The sequence below is a fragment of the Streptomyces sp. NPDC093089 genome, assembly GCF_044754405.1.
In the GTDB taxonomy this organism is placed as follows: domain Bacteria; phylum Actinomycetota; class Actinomycetes; order Streptomycetales; family Streptomycetaceae; genus Streptomyces.
Window position 1 is genome coordinate 230,328 of record NZ_JBIVPA010000003.1, and the last position, 15,976, is coordinate 246,303.

Here is a 15,976-nt window from a genome sequence, read left to right on the forward strand (position 1 = left end):
GGAACGGACCCGGCCACCCGGCGTGACCGGCTTCTCCGGCTGGGCGCGCCGTCCGCTGCGGCGACCGGGCTGACGGCGACCGTCGCGCTGGCCGCCTTCACATTCCTCGTGGTGCACCTGTCCGGGGTTCGCCGGCCAGGTGCCGAACGGACTTGACGCGCCTTGCGTCACTCGGGGTCCGCGGTCTGCCAGTCGAGGCCGGGGCCTTCCGTGTGCCGTCTGGTTTTGAGGTCCGTGGCGCCTTCCGTCACGAGTGTCGGGTCCGGTGACGACGGGTCACCGAGCACGGATGTCGACGGCAGTGCGCTACCAGGCTTTGGCCGGAACCCCACGGAGAGCAGTCGCTTTACCGGATTTCCTCGGCAACGCGCAAGGGATTCGACAAGGAATTCCCCGTCGGCGCACTAGACTGGCGGGCTGTTTGGCGCCGGATCGGAACAACCCGGGCAGACCCGGGCTCCACCGGCGACCCGGACGTTCCGGGAGCGAGACGCGAGGGCCGATGTCAGCCACACCTGAGCGCGGTGAACTCACTCTGCTCGACAACGGGGAGACGCACGAAGAGTCCGGCAAAGCGGCCCGGTTCTCCGCCGGGCCCGCCGCCCCGCCCCGTACGCTCGTCGACATCCTCGACGCGACCGTCCTGGCGTACCCCGACGAACTCGCCCTAGACGACGGCTCCGCCCAGCTGACCTATCACGCGCTGGCAGCCGAGGTCGAGCGGCGGCGCCGCGCCCTCGCCGCAGCCGGGGTCGGGCTCGGCGACCGGGTCGGCGTACGCGTGCCCTCCGGGACCAACGAGCTGTACGTGGCCATCCTCGCCGTGCTCGCCGCGGGGGCCGCCTACGTGCCGGTCGACGCCGAGGACCCGGACGAGCGGGCCGACCTGGTCTTCGGCGAGGCCGGGGTGCGCGCGGTGCTCGGCGCCGGACAGTCCGTCGAGGTCACCGGGGACCCCGAGCCCGGCCACGCCCCCGCTGCCCGCCCCGGGCCTGAGCACGATGCGTGGATCATCTTCACCTCAGGCTCCACCGGCATGCCCAAGGGCGTCGCCGTCGGCCACCGCAGCGCCGCCGCCTTCGTGGACGCCGAGGCCGCGCTCTTCCTCAGCGAGGAACCGATCGGACCCGGCGACCGGGTCATGGCCGGGCTGTCGGTCGCGTTCGACGCCTCCTGCGAGGAGATGTGGCTGGCCTGGCGCCACGGGGCCTGCCTCGTGCCCGTCCCGCGCTCCCAGGTACGCAGTGGCGCCGACCTCGGTCCCTGGCTGGTGGAACAGGAGATCACGGTGGTCTCCACCGTGCCGACCCTGGCCGCGCTCTGGGAGCCGGAGGACCTGGGCGAGGTCCGGTTGCTGATCTTCGGTGGGGAGGCCTGCCCGCCCGAACTGACCCAGCGCCTGGTGACCGAGGGGCGCGAGGTCTGGAACACGTACGGTCCCACCGAGGCCACCGTCGTCGCCTGCGCTTCGCTCCTGACCGGTGGGGAACCGATCCGCATCGGTCTTCCGCTGAACGGATGGGAAATGGCAGTCGTCGACGAGTCCGGCGAGCCGGTGCCCATGGGCGGCAGCGGCCAGCTCGTGATCGGCGGCGTCGGCCTGGCCCGCTACCTCGACCCCGCGAAGGACGCCGAGAAGTACGCCCCGCTCGCCTCCCTCGGCTGGCACCGCGCCTACCGCAGCGGCGACCTCGTCCGCGCGGAGCCGGAGGGGCTCGTCTTCCTCGGCCGGGGCGACGAGCAGATCAAACTCGGTGGACGCCGCATCGAACTGGGCGAGGTGGACGCGGCGCTCCAGGCCCTGCCCGGCGTCGCCGGAGCGGCCGCCGCCGTCCGCACCGCGCGCAGCGGCAACCAGCTCCTTGTCGGCTACCTCGTCACAAAGGAGGGATGGGACCATGCCGCGGCGGTCGAGCGGCTGCGCGCCGAGCTGCCGGCGGCCCTCGTGCCGCTCCTCGCGCCGGTCGACGACCTGCCGACCCGTACCTCCGGGAAGGTGGACCGGAACGCGCTGCCCTGGCCGGTGCCCGACCTGGAGTCCACCGGCTCCGCCGAGCAGCTCTACGGCACCGAGGCCTGGCTCGCCGAGCGGTGGAGCGAGACCCTGGGCGTGACGGTCACCCGTGCCGACGACGACTTCTTCGCGATCGGCGGTGGCAGCCTTGCCGCCGCCCAGCTCACCACGCGGCTGCGCGCCCGCTACCCGAGCGCAGCCGTGGTCGACATCTACCAGCAACCCACCCTGCGCAAGCTCGCCCGCCACCTCGAGCAGTCCGTACAGGTCGGCGGCGCGGCCCGGACCGTCGCTCCCGTCCCGCTCCGGTTCCAGGTGACACAGTCGCTGCTCCTGCTCCCGCTGTTCACTCTGGTCGGACTGCGCTGGACGGTGGCGCTCCTCGCCCTGGGCAACGTCCTGCACCGGTTCGGGTCCTACCCCTGGGCGCCCACCGCCTCCTGGTGGCTCGTCGCCGTCGGCGCCACCCTGCTCTACAGCCCGCCCGGCCGGCTGGCCCTCGCGGCCGGCGGCGCACGCATCCTGCTGCGCGGGGTCGAGCCGGGACGCTACCCGCGCGGCGGAAGTGTGCACCTGCGGCTGTGGACGGCCGAACGACTGGCCGACCATGTCGGCGCGACCTCCCTCACCGGGGCCTGGCTGGAACGCTACGCACGGGCCCTCGGTGCCAAGATCGGCCCGGAAGTCGACCTGCACTCCCTGCCTCCGGTGACCGGCATGCTCAAGCTCGGACGCGGCTGCGCCGTGGAGTCCGAGGTGGATCTGAACGGGCACTGGCTGGACGGGGACCGGCTGGAGATCGGCCCGGTCAAGGTCGGCGCGGGCGCGGTCGTCGGCACCCGCAGCGTGCTCTTCCCGGGCGCGCGGGTCGGCAAGCGGGCCGAGGTGGCCCCGGGTTCCGCCGTGACCGGGCAGATCCCGACCGGTCAGCGCTGGGCCGGAGTACCGGCCGTAAAGCTCGGCAAGTCCAAGCGGAACTGGCCCAAGGAGCGCCCGCCGCGTGCCTTCCGCTGGCGCGCCGTGTACGGAGCGACCGGCTTCTGTCTCCCACTCCTGACCGTGCTCGCCGCCCTGCCGGCGCTGCTCGTCGTCAGCCTGTTCGTACCCGCGGACGCCCGGCTCGCCGAGGCCCTGCGCAGCGCGCTGACGGCCGTGGTGCCAGGAGCGCTCGCCTTCGGGTTCGTGTACGCGCTGCTCCTGCTCGTCTCGGTGCGTCTGCTCAGCCTCGGGCTGCGGACCGGGACCCATCCGACGCACAGCCGGGTCGGCTGGCAGGCCTGGACCGTCACGCAGTTGATGGACCTCTCCCGGGAGACCCTGTTCCCGTTGTACGCGGGGCTGGTCACTCCCGTGTGGCTACGGCTGCTCGGCATGAAGATCGGCCGGGGCGCCGAGGTGTCCACAGTGCTCGCGCTCCCGAGCCTGACGACCGTGGGTGACGGCGCTTTCCTCGCCGACGACACCCTGACCGCTCCTTGCGAACTGGGCGGAGGCTGGGTCCGCATCGGACATTCCGAGATCGGCCGCCGGGCGTTTCTCGGCAACTCCGGAATGACCGCGCCGGGCCGTAGCGTGCCCGACGAGGGGCTGGTCGGCGTCCTGTCAGCCACTCCGAAGAAGGCCAAGAAGGGCAGTTCCTACCTGGGCCTGCCGCCGGTCAAGCTGCCGCGATCCGCGGCCGGCGCGGATCGGAGCCGTACCTACGACCCGCCCGCCCATCTGCTGTGGGCCCGGGGCCTGGTGGAGCTGTGCCGGCTCGTCCCGGTGTTCTGCTCGGCCGCGCTCTCCGTCCTGACCGCGGCCGCGTTGTGCGCCCTGGTCGCGACGAGTGGCGTCGGGGCGGTGGGGGCCGCGGCGCTGTCCGGAGTGGTCCTGCTCGCCGCCGGGGCGACCGCCGGGGTGGTCTCCGTGGCCGGGAAATGGCTGCTGGTGGGCCGGCACCGAACGGGGGAGCACCCGTTGTGGAGCGGCTTCGTCTGGCGCAACGAACTGTCCGACACGTTCGTCGAGGTCCTGGCCGTGCCCTGGCTCGCCGGTTCGGTGCCGGGGACGCCGGTCCTCACCCTGTGGCTGCGTGCTCTGGGGGCCCGGATCGGCCGGGGCGTGTGGTGCGAGAGCCACTGGCTTCCCGAGACCGACCTGGTGCGGCTGGGCGACGCCGTCACCGTGAACCGCGGCAGTGTGTTGCAGACCCATCTCTTCCACGACCGGATCTTGAGGACGGATACTGTGGTCCTCCGCGAAGGCGCCACCCTGGGCCCGAACGGCATCGTCCTGCCCGGAAGCACGGTCGGGGCCCGCAGCACACTGGGACCCGCCTCTCTCGTGATGGCCGGGGAATCCGTCCCCGCCGACACCCGCTGGCTGGGCAATCCGATCGAGGCGTGGCGGTCCTGAAGGGGCTACGGCGTACGAGCACAGTGCAGGGAGCGGAAGCGGCAGTGAGCGGCCAGAGGACAACGGCGTCGGACTCGTACTTCCCGGCCAGCGGCGATCCCCGATACCGCGTGCACCGGTACGAAATCGCCCTGGACTACCGCCCCGGCCCCAACCGGCTGGCCGGAACGGCCCGGCTCAGCGCGATCGTCGGCCGGGCGCAGCTCACCGAGTTCGCCCTCGACCTGGCCGAGTTCAAGGTCGGCCGGGTCCAGGTGAACGGCCGGGTGCCCCGCTACACCCACCGGGGCGGCAAACTGCGCATCCGGCCGGCCAAGCCCCTCGCCGCCGGCGTCGCCTTCACCGTGGAGGTGCACTGGTCGGGCAACCCCAGGCCGGTACGCAGCCCCTGGGGCGGCCTCGGCTGGGAGGAGCTGTCCGACGGCGCGCTCGTCGCGAGCCAGCCGGTCGGCGCGCCTTCCTGGTACCCGTGCAACGACCGGCCCGCCGACAAAGCCTCCTACCTGCTCTCGGTCAACACCCCTTCTGCGTACGCGGTGGTGGCCGGCGGCCGGCTGCTGACGCGGACGACCAAGGCCTCCACGACCACCTGGGTGTACGAGCAGACCGCCCCGACCTCCAGCTACCTGGTCGGCCTGTCCATCGGCATGTACCAGACCGTGCTGCTCGGCGACCCCGGACTCGGCGGTGTTCCGCAGAGCGCCCACGTACCGGCGCATCTGCTGCCGAAGTTCTCCCGGGACTTCGCCCGGCAGCCTGCGATGATGCAGCTCTTCGAGGAACTGTTCGGCCCCTACCCCCTGGGCGAGTACGCGGTCGTCGTCGCCGACGAGGACCTGGACGTGCCGGTGGAGGCCCAGGGGCTGGCCCTGTTCGGAGCCAACCATGTGGACGGCGTGCGGGGTTCGGAGCGGCTCATCGCCCATGAGCTCGCGCACCAGTGGTTCGGCAACAGCGTGACCATCGCCGACTGGCGACACATCTGGCTGAACGAGGGCTTCGCGAAGTACGCCGAATGGCTCTGGTCGGAGCGCTCCGGTGGTCGCACCGCGCATGAACTGGCACTTGCCGCACACCGATTGCTGGCCGCGCAGCCGCAGGACCTGGTGCTGGCCGACCCCGGCCGCAAGCTGATGTTCGACGACCGCCTGTACCAGCGTGGGGGCCTGGCGTTGCACGCGATCCGCTGCGCGCTGGGTGACGGGGCGTTCTTCCGCATGCTGCGCGACTGGGCCGGCGTGAACCGCCACGGCGTGGTGACCACCGCGGGCTTCGCCGCCCATGTGGCCCGCTACGCGGCCGCCCCGCTGGACGGCCTGCTCTCGTCCTGGCTCCATGAGCCCTCCCTCCCCCCGCTGCCCGCCCCGCCGATCCCGGCCCGCCCCGGGAATCCGCCCACGATCGGCGGGCCGAGAGGAGTGTGAGACGAGCCGAGTCGAGGACGCCGGGGGTGGAGACCGCCTCCACGTGGCGCCCGTCGGGCCGACGAGGCCGGTGGGATTCCGGGTCTTCCGGCCGCGCGGCGTTTCCGCGCGGTCGCCCTTCGTCCTTTACGTCCACGGAGGACGGTGGATGCTCGGGGACGCGCACACCCACGCCCGGCTCATCGGTGAACCGGCGCGCGGAGCGGGGATCACGGCAGGCGTCCCCGAATGCAGTCGCACCCCCGAGGCGCGACACCCCGTCCCGATCGAGGAGTGTCACGCCCTGCTGACACGGACCGTCGATAACGCCGAGCGGCTGGGCCTGGACGCGGACCGGGTCGCGGTCGCCGGTGACTGCGCCGGGGCGACTCTGGCGACCACACTCGCGAGGGTGGCGAAGGAGAGCGGCGGTCCCGGCATCCAGGCGCAACTGCTCTGCTACCCGTTGACCGACGCCCGTTGCGCCACCCCCTCCCAGCGGCGCTTCGCCACCGGACACCTGCTCACCCGAGCAGCCCTGCGTGAGTACTGGCTGATCTTCGCGGGCGGCGCAGTACTGCTCGACGAGCCGATGGTGTCGCCCCTGAGGGCGAGCCTTGAGCAGCTCAGCGGCCTGCCGTCCGTACTGGTCGTCACCGCGGAGGCCGATGTGGCGCGCGACGATGCCGAGGAGTACGCGGAGCGAATCCGGGGATCGGGCGTCGACGTGACGACCGTACGGTTCCAGGGCACGGTGCATGACTTCGTGTCGCTCGAAGCCCTCCGCGACAGCGTCCCCGCTCGCGCGGCCGTACGGATGGGTGGGGCCTTTCTCCAGAAGCACCTGAACGGTGAACGGCCCGGCTCACCGTCGGGTCCGTCGTCGGACCAGTCGACCGACTGATGCGTGGGCACGGGAGCGACAGCAGGCTGATGCCATGCCGAGCGAGATGAGAAGGCCTCCCGAGAGCGATGACCGGCGGCGGGGCGCAGCCGTCATGACACCGAGCGGACGCGTGCTGTCGACCAGGACGGTCCCGCTCCACGAGAGTCTCGACTACTGGCACGGCGCTGTCCTCGCGCAGCTCGTGGGCATGGACATTGCCACGGACGGCGGCACCTGCGACGCCGAGATGCGTGCCGACCGCCTCGGCGGCCTGCGCGTCACCACGGTCGAGTGCGACCTCGGAACGGTCCACCGGTCACCCCGGTACATCGCCCGCGGGGACGGTCGGGAGGTCTTCGTCGCCGTCCTCGCCAGCGGCCGCGCCCACGTGGAACAGGACGGCCGCACCATGGAGATGCGCCCCGGTGACGCCGCCTTCTTCGAGACTGTCCGCCCGTTCCGTACCCATTTTCCCTATCGCTTTCAGCTGGACATCTTCGCCGTGTCTCGTGACCGTCCCGGTCTGTCCGAGGCTGAGCTGCACCGGATCACGGCGCGGACGCTGCGCCCGACTCAGGGACTCACGGCCTCGTCTCCCCGTTCCTGAGTCGCCTGGCGAACATCCGGCGGGCGTACGAGCAGCCGGTCGCCGATCAGCTCGCCGACAACGCCGTGGACCTGCTGTCCGTCGTGGCGACCGAGCAGCTGGGCCGACACTCGAGGGAACTGCCCGGTGCCGAGCGGGTCCTGCTGCTGAGTGTGCAGCGGTTCATCCGCTGGAACCTGGAGTCCCCGGGCCTCACACCAGGGACCGTCGCCAGGGCCCACGGCATCTCGGTCCGCACCTGCACCGCCTGTTTCAGGCCGAAGGCACCTCGATGGGCCGCTGGACGCGCGGGCTGTGCCTCCAGGGGTGCCGGCGGGAGTTGTCGGGCGTCCTCCAGGGCGCGGGAGGGGCCTCGGGCGCCGGGGCGACTCCGGGGGCGGTCGCGCGCAGCTGGGGCTCCACCGGACCGGCCGCTTTCGCGCGGGCCTTCCGACGGGAGTACGGCATGTCACCCACCGAGTGGCTGCGGGGCGAATGGTCCCGGCACTCCCCGCAGGGACCGCGGTGACATGACGGGACGCTCACACCTGGCGCCCACCCCGGCGCACCTGGTCTTCTCGACCGGGACGATGCCTCCCGAGGACCGGTCGGCCGCCTGGCGGCGTGCCCTGTCGGAGTGCTACGTCCCCGTGGAAGCCGGCATAGGAGCGGCTCCGGAGGAGTGGCCGCCTCTCTCACCGCGTACCGGACGGGCGCACTCCAGATCGCTGCCGAGACGTCGGGCGAGACGCCGGCGCTGCTGCTCCCGCTCGTGCACGGCCTCGTACGGGAGGCTCTCGGCCACGCTTCCCCGTACGGGCGCGAGGACCTCGCCCGTACCGTCGTGGGTCTCCTCGCCGCGTTGGCGGCGCACCAGGCGGCCGCTGCCCATCGGCAGGGGGATGCACCGTGCCCCACCTCCACGATCGAGCGGATCAAGGCCACGGCCGGGGCCCGGCTCGGCGGGCCTGAGCTGTCACCGCGCGTGCTCGCCGAGGAGCACCACATCTCCCCGCGCCATCTCCACGGGCTCTTCCAGGCCGAGGGCACCACGTTCGGCCGCCGGGTACGCGGGCGCCGCCTTTCGGGATGCCGTGCGGAGCTCGCACGCACCGACAGGGACCACCTCCCGGTGTCCGTGGTGGCCGCCCGATGGGGGTTCACCAGCCCAGCCCACTTCAGCAAGGCGTTCCGGGCGGCGTACGGGGAGCCGCCGAGCCGTTGGCGTGAGAGCGCCCGCGCCCGGCGGAACTCCGCGACGCCCTGACGGTGACCTGGTAACGGAGTCAGTCGAGCAGAATGGCGCGCAGGTTCGGTACGAGGTGCCGGATATCGGCGCAGCGTGGAGACGTGCACGGGGGACCGGCACCCACCCCGCTGCCCTGCGGCCGGGAGGCAGCAGTCGGATCTCTCTGGGATCCTGGCCGTGAAGCGTGCGCCGGGCACACAGCGAGGAGACGCAATGTCCGGAGAGTTCGAGTCCAGCGTCGAGGTCGACCGCCCGGTGGAGGAAGTCTTCGCCTACCTCGTCGACGGCCGCAACGATCCCGAGTTCAGCCCCAGGGTCCTGGAGATCACGAAGACTCCGGACGGCCCTACCACTGTCGGGACGGTCTTCCGCAGCACCGTGAAGGACGCCGGGATGAAGACCTCCCGCGAGTTCCGCATCACCAGCCTGGACGTGCCACGCACGATCCGCTGGAGTGAGCAGAGCAAGAACCTCATCACGGCCGAGGGAGGCTATGACCTCGAACCGCTGTCTGACGGCCGCACCCGGGTGCGGATCTTCAACGTGCTCGAAGGCCACGGACTTGGCCGAATCCTGCTGGGACCGGCGCTTCGCGCGGCTCGTAAAGATGCTCCCGACTTCGGTCTCCGGATCAAGGCCGCCGTCGAGCGGTCCTGACCCAGCGGCGGCCCGAGGCCGCGTGACATGCAGCTCCTGGAGCGAGGGTTCGCCCTCGAACGGTTCTTGTCGATGGGGATGTGAACCCGGCGACCAGTTCCGGTTTGGGCAGTGGTGGGCGAGATCGGACGAGCGTCCGCCCGACTGATGACCGTGCCGGAGGTGAACATCGCCGCTGTGAGGCCGACGCCCGGCGGCCGCCCACGAGTCGATCCCTGACGGACGTAAACGACTCACCAGGAGTAAGCCATGGGCCTCATCCAGATCGAACTGTTCGCGACCCTCGACCTCGTCGCGCAGGCGCCCGGCGGCCCGGATGAGGACCCCGTGGGCTTCCCGTTCGGCGGCTGGCAGGCGCCCCTGCTGGACGAGGTCGCCGGGGCGCAGATCCTGGCCGCGTACGAAGGCACGGATGCTCTCCTGCTCGGCCGGCGGACGTACGACATCTTCGCCGCCTACTGGCCGCACCAGGAGGGGGGCGAGGACAACGAAATCGCCACGCTCTTCAACAGGGTGCCGAAGTACGTGGCCTCGCGCGGAACGCCCGACCTCTCGTGGGCCGGGTCCACGCATCTCGGCCCGGACCTCGCCGACGCCGTGCGCGAGATCCGAGACCGGCACGAGCACGTGAAGGTCGTCGGGAGCCTGAACCTCGTGCAGACCCTTCTGCGCGAGAAGCTGTTCGACCGTCTCGACCTCTGGCTGCACCCCATCGTGCTCGGAGTGGGGAAGACGGTGTTCGACGCTGGCGCGGTGCCCAGCAACCTCACACTCCTCGCACCTCCGGTAGCCAGCCCGAAGGGCACCGTGTTCCTGCGCTACGGGCTTGCCGACGGCATGCCCGCCACGGGAGACATGAGCGCACCCGATCGCGGTGTTGGAAGCGACGACTGAAGCCCCTTGGATCCGTGTACGGCGAGGGGCGCCTGACGCATGTTTCACCAGGTCAGAAGCCCCATTCCCTGCCTCTGGAAGAATCCGGGCTTCTTCGGCGAGTAGCTGACCAGCAGATTCTTCGTCTGCTGGTGGTACAACATCGGCATGTGCCTGATCAGCGGAAACGATCGCCAGCGGGCATGAAGTCAGCCATGTGGTCCGGGAATGGTCCGGTTTCCGGTCGCGGCAGGGTGTTGCCCGCCGATGCCCTGGTGGTCGGCCTGCTCCGCGATGGCCCGGCGGGCGGGGTCGGCGAACTCGCGCTCGATCGCCTCCTGCAGGAGGAGCGACTGCGTGCGCACGGAGGAGTGCTGCGACGGCGGCAGGGCGTCGAGCAGGCCGTCGAGCATGGCCCGGAGCCTGCGGCAGATCTGCACGGACGAACCGCCGTAGTCACGGATCTCGCAGACGGCGAGCTCGAGGTAGTTGTCCCAGTCCCGGCCCGGGAGCACCAGCCGGGCGTCCCCGTCGCGATCGGCCAGTACGTAACGTCCGGGCAGCCGCGCGCCGCCGACCGTGTGCAGGAACCACTCGATGTAGTTGAGGACCTGCACCGCGGTCGTCGGGTCGTTCACCGCGGGAGAGAGGGCCCTGATCGCGATGTCCACGAGGACCCGGAGCGCGAAGGCGGGATCCTGTTCGATCGTGCGCTCGGCCCCGAGGGCGACGAAACTGTTCACCCGTTCCGGGTCGGGTCTGGACGTGCCCCCACGGACCTCCACCAGCACGGTTCCGGGCGGTACGAAGTCCCCGATCAGCCGGGTCACCACGAAGACGCAGTCGTGGCGGGCCGCCTCCGCGATCAGACCGCGCACGTCGAAGGCCTGAATGGCCCCGCCGCGCACGGTACGGATCTGCAGCACCGAACCGTCGGACGGTACGGCTCCGTCTCCGCGGGGCGCGGCGCCCCGGATCGCCGCGGCGCCTTCGGTGAAGACGGTCTCTCCCATGCGGGCGACCAACTCCGCGATGGCCACCGGCCGGAGACTGTGGGTGAACCGGTTGAGGTAGACGAGCAGGAGTACCAGGCTCACGGCCACCGCCGCGCCGGCCAGGGTGACCCCGAGGTCGGGGACCGATGCGGATTCGATGCTGCGCAGCAGGGAGAAGGCGAATGAGAACGTCCCCGTGAAGGTCGCCAGAACCGCCTTCTGCAGCCGGTCCCGGTACCACAGGCGCATGTACCGGGGGGAAAGGGTTCCCGTGGCCTGCTGCACCACCAGCACGCCGATCGTGACGACGAACCCGAGCAGCGCCACCATCGCGCCCACGATGGCGGTGAGCACGCCGCTCGCGGTCGCGGCGGAGTAGTGCCAGCCGCTCGGCGGCCAGTCCGCGCTGTCGACGGCGAGGGCGGCCTCGGCGAGAAGGGCGCCGAGGACGAGACCGATCATCGGCACGATCCACAGGCTGGCCTTGACGTACTGCCGCAACCTGAACCTGTCCGCCCAGGACGTCATGACACCCATGCCCAGGCCCTTCGCGGGAGGAGGAGGTGCGCTCGAGGCACGACCGACGCCGGGTTCCCTCGACGGGTTCCCTCCCTCTCACGGTAGGGCGATTCCCGGCCCCGCGCGCAGCGGACACGGAAAGCCGTGGACCCGCTTGCACCGGACGCAGACGCTGGACTGCGAAAGGACGGGCGTAGCAGTGGCATCCGCCAGACGGGGCACTTCGTCAGCGTCGCCGAACGCTCCAGGCACCATCGATTCAGCGGCTCGGTAGCTTCGTGACCAGGTGCCCTCGCACACGGATGCCCTTAGGCGCCCCTGCGATGCCGTTCGGCGATGGTCCGAGGCGAGGAGAGCAGCGTGTCCCTACCTGTCACTGCGGGAGTGGACGGCTCTCAAGGAAGCACGGCGGCGTTGGACTGGGCCGCCGCCGAGGCGGAACTGCGCGACGGTGGTCTACGGCTGGTGTACGCCACACGGTGGGCGGAGCATCAGCTGGGGGCGATGAAGGTGTCGCACGAAGACCGTGCCGGCGCGGCGGAGAGCGTGCTCGCCGTTACCGGGCGACACGTCGGTTCTCGGCATCCGGACCTCGCCCTGACCGCCGACGAGGTCGAGGACGCCCCCGTCAGCGTGTTGCTCGCCGCTGCCGAGGCGGAGCTGCTCGTCGTGGGCTCTCACGGGTTGGGTAGCGTCCGCGGCTTCATCATCGGTTCCGTGGGACAGGAGGTCGTCGCCGAAGCAGAGCGCCCGGTGGTTCTCGTTCGGTGGTGCACTGCAGGCCTTCGAACGACCCTAGGTTCTGAGCTGCGGCCCTTCGGCGCGGGTGGTGACCGGCGTGCCCTTGCGGTCGATCCGGTCACCGAAGTGACCGAAGACGACGCCACCGAGCTGTCGGGACGGGAAGCCGACCCAGAAGGTCGCGAAGGAGGCGAGCACGCCCGCGGCCGGCGACACCCCGGGGTCGTACAGGGCTGAGCCTTGTACGGGGGCGCTCACCCCTGTACGGCTCGGCCGTGTACGGCGCCCCGGCCCCGTACAGCCCCGTCGCCCGCAGCCTTGTCCTCAGGCGGTGTACGAAGGCGGAGTCCGCCACGCAGGGCCAGACCGCCGCCGAGCGCGATCAGGTGCGCCTCCGGGCCGAGGGCGGCACCGAGCGGGAGGCTGGCGAACGCCGCGATGATCACCCCGGGCAAGGCGCTGGCCGAGGCCTCGCCGGCGTGCAGGCCGTACGTCGGGACGTGGCCGCCAGCGCCGGCAGATGGGTCACCAGCAGGCCCACGACGATTCCGGCCACGGCGAGCAGGGGCAGCGGCCACCAGGCCGGTGGAGTGTCCCAGCCCAGTGCCCTCGGCAGGTCCGCCCACATCACGTGTTCGAGGTCGTGCAGGCCGGCGAGGAACCAGAAGGCAGCCAGCGAGAGGGGGACGCCGATGAGCGCGCTGAACACCAGGACCTTGCGATGGGCGGGCTTCCGCAGGAGGTCCCGCAATCGGTCGGCCTCCACGGGCTCTTCGGAGGGGGCCGCGGTGGACAGGGCTTCCACGGAGCGCAGCCGCGGGTACGGCGATCCGATGATGCTGACGGCTTGAAGGGCCAGCAGTGCGCCGATCGCCATGATCCCCAGGACCAGCACGGTGCCCGTGTGTTGGTCGAGGTCTCTGTCGAGGGGCAGCAGGAAGTAGGCCGTGGTGGCCGCCGTCACCACGGCCGCTGAACGCAGGAGGGGCAGGAGCAGGCGAACGCGCCGGGGACGGATCCGGCGGCCCTGTTCGCCTTCCCGCGGTGCGCTCACGGGGACCGAGGCTCCTTCCCGGCGACGAACCCGGCCACGCCGAGCGTCGTTGGCACCGGCCAGGGCTGGGCTTCCATACGGATCTCCTGCAGAGCGGTCCGCGGGTGGCCGCGAGCGGCGGAGCGTCCGTCGCCCGCCCAGCAAAGGTGCTCTCGCCGGGTCTCGCGACCGGAGCGACGCCGCATGTCCTCGTCCGGCGGCCGATGCGTCGTGTGGCGCCACCGAAGGACTTCGGCCCGATCGCGCTTGAGGATCTTCCCCGTGGCGTTGGTGGGCAGGACATCGAGGAACTCCGCCGGACGGGGTACTTGCGGCCCGCCGTCCGCTCCTTGCGCCGGCCGGTCAGCGCGTCCTTGGACGGCGTCGTTCCCAGAGCGAGCACCAGCATCACGACGTGCCGGGCCGCCGGTGCGGAACCAGCCGTCGCCGTCGTCGCGGAATGGTGCCCGCCACTGGGCGGCCAGCCCGTGCTGTCGGCGGTGAGGGCGAGCTCGGCGGGAAGGGTGCCGAGGACGAGACCGATCATCGGCACGATGCGCAGGCCGGCCCTGACGTATTGCCTCGCAGCCATCTGAATCTGGCTTCCCGAGCCGGCGCAGCGGCGGTCCCCGCCGGCTCCGGGCGGCGCCCTCGCCAGGACGGGCAGACACGGTCGGCCTAAGCTGATCGGGTGCCGCTCCGGTCCACTCCGTCCGGGGAGTGACGGTGCCCCGATTGTGGTCGACGGGGGCTGAAAGGGGTCCACCATGGACGACTATCCCCTGATCGAGGACCACGGTCTCATCGGTGATCTGCAGACCGCGGCCCTCGTGACGACCGATGCGACGATCGACTGGTTCTGCTGTCCGCGGTTCGACTCGCCCAGCGTTTTCGGCGCCTTGCTCGACCGGAACAAGGGCGGCCACTTCACCGTGCGGCCTGTCGCCGACACGTACACGACGAAGCAGCTCTATCATCCGGACACCGCCGTCCTGGTGACGCGCTTCATGACCGAGGCCGGGGCGGGGGAGGTCGTGGACTTCATGCCGGTGACCGGAACCACCGCGACCGACCGGCACCGCATCGTCCGCATGCTCCGCTGCGTACGGGGCAGCATGACGTTCGAAGGGGAGATCGCCCCGCGCTTCGACTACGGCCGCAAGCCGCACGAACTGCACATCTCCGAGCGTGGCGCCCTGTTCCGCTCGGAGGACCTGGACCTGGCCGTCCACGCCGTCCGTGAGCCGGAGGAAGAGCGGCTGCTGGCCATCCTCCCGGGCGACAACGACGACCTGCGCTTCTCCTTGAGCCTGCGGGCGGGGCAGCAGCGCGGCCTGGTCATGGAATCCGCCCCCGACGGGCCTCCGCGCGAGGTGCGCCTGGAGGAGTTCGAGCGCCTCTTCCACGAGACGGTCCGCTTCTGGCGCTCCTGGCTGGGACAGTCCACCTACTCCGGCCGTTGGCGGGAGGCGGTGGAACGGTCGGCCATCACGCTGAAGCTCATGACCTACGCGCCGACCGGCGCCCTGGTCGCCGCACCCACGGCGGGGCTCCCCGAGCAACTGGGCGGGGAGCGCAACTGGGACTACCGGTTCACCTGGATCCGGGACGCCTCGTTCTCGGTGTACGCCCTGCTGGGGATGGGATTCAAGGAAGAGGCGTCCGCGTTCATCAACTGGCTGCACGCGCGGGTGAAGCAGGAGGTCGGCCAGGAGAACGGTTCCGGGCCGCTGAACATCATGTACCGGGTCGACGGCTCGGCGGACCTGGTCGAGGAGACCCTCGGCCACTGGGAGGGGTACCGCGGCTCCGCTCCGGTCCGCATCGGCAACGGAGCGGCGACGCAGCTCCAGTTGGACATCTACGGCGAGGCCCTCGACAGCATCTACTTCGCACACGAGCACGGCATGCACCTCGACCACGGTGGCTGGAAGGCCCTGCACACCCTGCTCGACTGGCTGGTCGACCACTGGGACCAGCCCGGCGAAGGTCTCTGGGAGACGCGCGGGGGCCGGAAGGACTTCACCTACGGTCGCGTCATGTCCTGGGTGGCCTTCGACCGCGCCCTGCGGATCGCCTACGACGACGGTCGTCCCGCGGCCGGCGGACGCTGGGTCGACGCACGGGACGAGATCTACGCGCAGGTGTACGACCGCGGCTGGGACCCGGGGAAGCAGGCCTTCGTACAGCACTACGGCGACGACGTGCTCGACTCGTCGCTGCTGCGCATGCCGACGGTCGGCTTCATCACCCCCGACGACCCGATGTGGAAGTCCACCCTGGACGCGATGGAGCGCGAACTGGTCAGTGACAGCCTCGTCTACCGCTACAACCCCGAGGCGTCGCCCGACGGGCTGCGCGGTTCCGAGGGAACCTTCTCCCTGTGCACGTTCATGTACGTCGACGCCCTGGCCCGGGCCGGACGCACCGACATGGCCAGGCTGGTGCTGGAGAAGATGCTCACCTACGCCAACCACCTGGGGCTGTACTCCGAGGAGATCGACCTGACGGGACGGCAGTTGGGCAACTTTCCCCAGGCCTTCACCCATCTGGCCCTCATCGACGCAGCGATCACCCTGGACTCGATGCTCCGAGAGCCGCGGCGCGCCGGACCGTAGGCCGT

11 protein-coding genes are annotated in these 15,976 nt (G+C 71.1%); 9 read left to right on the plus strand and 2 right to left on the minus strand.

Features of this window, described 5'->3' with window-relative positions; all coding sequences use genetic code 11:
- Positions 1 to 502: 502 nt before the first annotated feature.
- The 7 genes from ACIQFX_RS07990 to ACIQFX_RS08020 all read left to right on the plus strand — a co-directional run bounded on the left by ACIQFX_RS07990 (position 503) and on the right by ACIQFX_RS08020 (position 10,086).
- Positions 503 to 4,411, plus strand: coding sequence for a Pls/PosA family non-ribosomal peptide synthetase (locus tag ACIQFX_RS07990; protein ID WP_402459937.1), 3,909 nt, complete (start codon positions 503 to 505; stop codon positions 4,409 to 4,411).
- Positions 4,412 to 4,455: 44 nt separating this feature from the next.
- The gene (locus ACIQFX_RS07995; protein WP_402459938.1) at positions 4,456 to 5,835 is read left to right on the plus strand and encodes a M1 family metallopeptidase; all 1,380 of its coding nucleotides are present in this window, start codon (positions 4,456 to 4,458) and stop codon (positions 5,833 to 5,835) included.
- Positions 5,747 to 6,718, plus strand: coding sequence for an alpha/beta hydrolase (locus ACIQFX_RS08000; RefSeq protein ID WP_402459939.1), 972 nt, complete (start codon positions 5,747 to 5,749; stop codon positions 6,716 to 6,718). Before ACIQFX_RS07995 ends, ACIQFX_RS08000 begins: the two co-directional genes overlap by 89 nt.
- A 94-nt stretch (positions 6,719 to 6,812) precedes the next feature.
- Entirely contained in the window at positions 6,813 to 7,307 is a 495-nt protein-coding gene (locus ACIQFX_RS08005; RefSeq protein ID WP_402459940.1) for a hypothetical protein, read from the plus strand.
- Between the two features lie 661 nt (positions 7,308 to 7,968).
- Positions 7,969 to 8,553: a helix-turn-helix transcriptional regulator gene (locus ACIQFX_RS08010; protein WP_402459942.1), complete on the plus strand. Its 585-nt coding sequence runs from the start codon at positions 7,969 to 7,971 to the stop codon at positions 8,551 to 8,553.
- A 195-nt stretch (positions 8,554 to 8,748) separates the two neighbouring features.
- Positions 8,749 to 9,192: an SRPBCC family protein gene (locus tag ACIQFX_RS08015; protein ID WP_402460681.1), complete on the plus strand. Its 444-nt coding sequence runs from the start codon at positions 8,749 to 8,751 to the stop codon at positions 9,190 to 9,192.
- A 249-nt stretch (positions 9,193 to 9,441) separates the two neighbouring features.
- Entirely contained in the window at positions 9,442 to 10,086 is a 645-nt protein-coding gene (locus ACIQFX_RS08020) for a dihydrofolate reductase family protein (RefSeq protein ID WP_376481490.1), read from the plus strand.
- A gap of 188 nt (positions 10,087 to 10,274) precedes the next feature.
- Here ACIQFX_RS08020 and ACIQFX_RS08025 read toward each other — a convergent pair whose 3' ends face one another.
- Positions 10,275 to 11,597: a DUF2254 domain-containing protein gene (locus tag ACIQFX_RS08025; protein ID WP_402459945.1), complete on the minus strand. Its 1,323-nt coding sequence runs from the start codon at positions 11,595 to 11,597 to the stop codon at positions 10,275 to 10,277.
- A gap of 318 nt (positions 11,598 to 11,915) precedes the next feature.
- On the opposite strand from ACIQFX_RS08025, the gene ACIQFX_RS08030 reads away from it, so the two are divergent.
- Positions 11,916 to 12,557, plus strand: a complete 642-nt coding sequence (locus ACIQFX_RS08030; protein ID WP_402459947.1) for a universal stress protein — start codon at positions 11,916 to 11,918, stop codon at positions 12,555 to 12,557.
- A 205-nt stretch (positions 12,558 to 12,762) separates the two neighbouring features.
- On the opposite strand, the gene ACIQFX_RS08035 is transcribed toward ACIQFX_RS08030, so the two are convergent.
- A complete protein-coding gene (locus ACIQFX_RS08035; RefSeq protein ID WP_402459949.1) occupies positions 12,763 to 13,374 on the minus strand; it encodes a hypothetical protein in 612 nt (203 codons plus the stop codon).
- Between the two features lie 746 nt (positions 13,375 to 14,120).
- Here ACIQFX_RS08035 and ACIQFX_RS08040 point away from each other — a divergent pair.
- On the plus strand, positions 14,121 to 15,971 hold the full coding sequence (locus tag ACIQFX_RS08040; RefSeq protein WP_402459951.1) for a glycoside hydrolase family 15 protein: 1,851 nt from the start codon (positions 14,121 to 14,123) through the stop codon (positions 15,969 to 15,971).
- Positions 15,972 to 15,976: the final 5 nt, after the last annotated feature.

What these genes read in the sequence shown, in the direction of transcription:
- ACIQFX_RS08015 (WP_402460681.1), top strand. Translation starts at nt 8,749, where the DNA reads ATGTCCGGAGAGTTCGAGTCCAGCGTCGAGGTCGACCGCCCGGTGGAG.
- ACIQFX_RS08040 (WP_402459951.1), top strand. Translation starts at nt 14,121, where the DNA reads ATGGACGACTATCCCCTGATCGAGGACCACGGTCTCATCGGTGATCTG.
- ACIQFX_RS08030 (WP_402459947.1), top strand. Translation starts at nt 11,916, where the DNA reads ATGGTCCGAGGCGAGGAGAGCAGCGTGTCCCTACCTGTCACTGCGGGA.
- ACIQFX_RS08005 (WP_402459940.1), top strand. Translation starts at nt 6,813, where the DNA reads ATGACACCGAGCGGACGCGTGCTGTCGACCAGGACGGTCCCGCTCCAC.
- ACIQFX_RS08000 (WP_402459939.1), top strand. Translation starts at nt 5,747, where the DNA reads ATGAGCCCTCCCTCCCCCCGCTGCCCGCCCCGCCGATCCCGGCCCGCC.
- ACIQFX_RS07990 (WP_402459937.1), top strand. Translation starts at nt 503, where the DNA reads ATGTCAGCCACACCTGAGCGCGGTGAACTCACTCTGCTCGACAACGGG.
- ACIQFX_RS08025 (WP_402459945.1), bottom strand. Translation starts at nt 11,597, where the DNA reads ATGGGTGTCATGACGTCCTGGGCGGACAGGTTCAGGTTGCGGCAGTAC.
- ACIQFX_RS08020 (WP_376481490.1), top strand. Translation starts at nt 9,442, where the DNA reads ATGGGCCTCATCCAGATCGAACTGTTCGCGACCCTCGACCTCGTCGCG.